At 36.1% G+C, this 2,988-nt stretch carries 2 protein-coding genes; both read right to left on the minus strand.

Annotated features, from left to right (window positions below; all coding sequences use genetic code 11):
- Positions 1 to 709: 709 nt before the first annotated feature.
- Entirely contained in the window at positions 710 to 2,251 is a 1,542-nt protein-coding gene (locus ACJROP_RS07935) for a hypothetical protein (protein ID WP_406534933.1), read from the minus strand.
- Between the two features lie 21 nt (positions 2,252 to 2,272).
- Positions 2,273 to 2,431, minus strand: a complete 159-nt coding sequence (locus tag ACJROP_RS07940) for a hypothetical protein (protein WP_406534934.1) — start codon at positions 2,429 to 2,431, stop codon at positions 2,273 to 2,275.
- Positions 2,432 to 2,988: the final 557 nt, after the last annotated feature.

Raw genomic sequence — 2,988 nt, forward strand, 5'->3', positions numbered from 1 at the left:
TGGCGCTATATCCCCCGCACATCCTCGTTTCACTCGTATGTACGGGGTTACGAATAGTACTGTCTTCCAGACAGTTTTGAACAAGCCATTTTTTACGACCGCAGGGAGCTATTTTGTCCCCGTATTTTGTCTTTCCGTAGTGGCTCCTGCTGGGTGGGGCTCATTTTTTTGGGAAACCCTCAAGGTTTACCAGAGAAAAGGAGAACTCGCATCAGCAGGGATTTGCCACAAGCAAAGCCCATAAAAGGGAGACACAAGGAAAGCATTTTGATCTCTTTAACATTGAGTCCTTGCGAATAATTATTGTCAGTTAAGAGCTGCTTGCTGCCATATAATAATTTCCGTGTTCTTTCGTGTTTTCCGTGTTCAGAATATTTTTTTCGCGAGAGTTTTGCGAGGGGGGGGTGCACGCTTGCCTTTTTTTAGGTGTAACATACTGAAAATCAAACAATAATGATGAGTGCACCCCCCCCTTGAAAAAGGAGGTGTTTTTTAGGGGGGGTGCACGCTTTGTAAAATGTTGATAATCAATACATAAAAGCTGAAAAATCGCAAAAGTGTACCCCCCCCTCTACAAACTCTTTGAAAATTTTTTATTCTCGTGGATTTTTTCTCTTCTATAAACCCCTATTGCCATATAGTGATAGGGCAAAAAAAATCTCCCTACCCGATAAACGAGTAGGGAGAGAAAGTTTATATATTGAAACTATTATCGTCTATAAACAGGACGGATACACTTTCCGCAGAAACGTCTGTCGTAGTAATTACCGCCACCGGAACCCCATCCATGACCATCCAATCCACTATTGGAGAAATCAAGACAATATGCATAACCAGCACTACTTTTTGGATTTAATGATTTACTCCAGTAGTGAGAATAACTGTTTTCACTATTAAGACCAGATTTTCCCCAAGTATCACAATGATATCCAGCAGCAGGAAGCCACAAAGTTTTACCATTATTCTTACTTGTTAATAGTACACCGTAATGACCCTGATATGTTGTACTTGTGTAATAAGTTACAGTACAATTATTATACAACTCCTCTATTTGGGCATAAGTAGGCATACAATAAGCATGACCTGCTATTTGATATGCCGCATCGTATTCATCCTTCAAGGTAGAAACAGAACCAGAAGTTGTATATATATCATCGCCCAAAGTATAAGTACTACTATTATACTTTGTCTTCTTATTACCACTTCCATCATCTTGGTTGAATGCGAGCAAATCACCCCAAGCATAATAGCCACCATTATCATACATACTATTAACCAAGGTTGTTGAAGTGCCACTACCAGCCGTAATATTCCTTGTACACCAAAGTGTACCAGAAGGTAAATCAAGATTAACAAAATCTGTCATGTATGTCAATCCTGAAACATCAAATGTGCCAAAATCGTAGATCTGAGACCTTCCAAAGGTAACACTTTCAGTGTATTTATTAACATAAATAGATCCATCGCTTTTCTCCAATTCAAATGTAAAGCCACTATTTAAAGGTGTACCAGGAATTAACGCTAAATAGAAAGTACCATTAGAATTCTCAGGTATTTCCAATTGAGCATAGTTATTGGTGTTTGACTTTTTAGAGGATATGTCTCCCGAGTTACTCATCTGTACTGCATAAGTACCTGACAATATTGAATTTTCATAATTTGAACGCACTCTGATGTATTTAACACCATCATTATTTGTCAAAGTAACCTTAATAAGTGTAGGAACATTCTTAAATACTAGATTTTTATCATACGATGAAGTTGTACGTGCTATCATCAGCATAGCACTTTTATCGTAAGGATATCCAGATGTTAGTACTTGATGAGTCTTAATCTCGGTAGTGAATTCACCATGATTAACTGATGATACTACATCATCAGGATAGATAGCAGCATAATAGCTTTTACCAGAAGGAATACCACTTCCTGTGAATTCAGCTTTGGTTCCATTGGAATACATTTTGGAGATTGTAGCTTTGTTATTTTCACCAGTACTCGTATTATTATACCACGACAATAAGATTTTATCACCTTCTTGCCAATGCATTCTTTCGGTACTACTGCTTTCCTTAGTAAGGACAGCACGTGTGGTTTCATCACCCTCAAAAGAAGCTGTGAAAACCATTTCCTCTACAGACGCACTTTCTTTATTCTCATCATTCTTCTCTATGTCATTGTCAGAAGAACATGAAGCAAACATAGCTAATGATAACACAAAAGCTGTGTTGGCAAAGTATCTTAATGTTTTCATTTCGTGTAAGATTAGTTGTTATTATTCTTCCTCTTCGAATTCCATAGACTTAGCACCATTGGAACTGCCGCTTAAGTTAAATGAGTTTACATGGTAAGCCTCATTAGACCCATCTAAAATACTTGAAGTTCTAAGTTCGTGGAACCTCATTGTTGGTTGAAAATAATTTTTCTTTTTCATAAGTGCAAAATTTTTAAGTGTTTATTTTTTGATTTATTATATTCAGGGTATTAAAACTCGTTTTGGGGAAACGATTTTGTGTGTAAAGTTATATATTTTTGAAAATATATACAAGAAAATATACGAAAATTTGCTTTTTTAGTGTGTATTTCTAACAATTATCTATGAATTTTGCTGTTTTTCTTATAAAATAGCACTAATTTCATAGTTTTTTTACGTTTTTTCTTTGAATACTGAAAGGAGGGGAGACACGGAAATGCTCGCTTGCGCGAGGGTGGGTTTTTAGAAAGTAAATTAACTCAGAAATATATATTTATTTAACCACGGAAGATTCGGAATGACACGAAAGGCTCGCTTGCGCGAGGGTGAGTTTTAGAAAGTAAATTGGAAATAAATTAATTCAATAAATTAACGTGAGTTCGACGAATTCTACGAATGGCAGCAAACTGCCTTAACCACTGCGTGGGGCTACACGAAATTACCGCGAATTTTACACGAATTTGTCATTAATACTTTTTAAACATAAAAATTTATGATTAATTTATGATAAATTCATG

Origin of the sequence: Methanobrevibacter sp., assembly GCF_045220775.1 — an archaeon.
Taxonomy (GTDB): Archaea; Methanobacteriota; Methanobacteria; order Methanobacteriales; family Methanobacteriaceae; genus Methanocatella.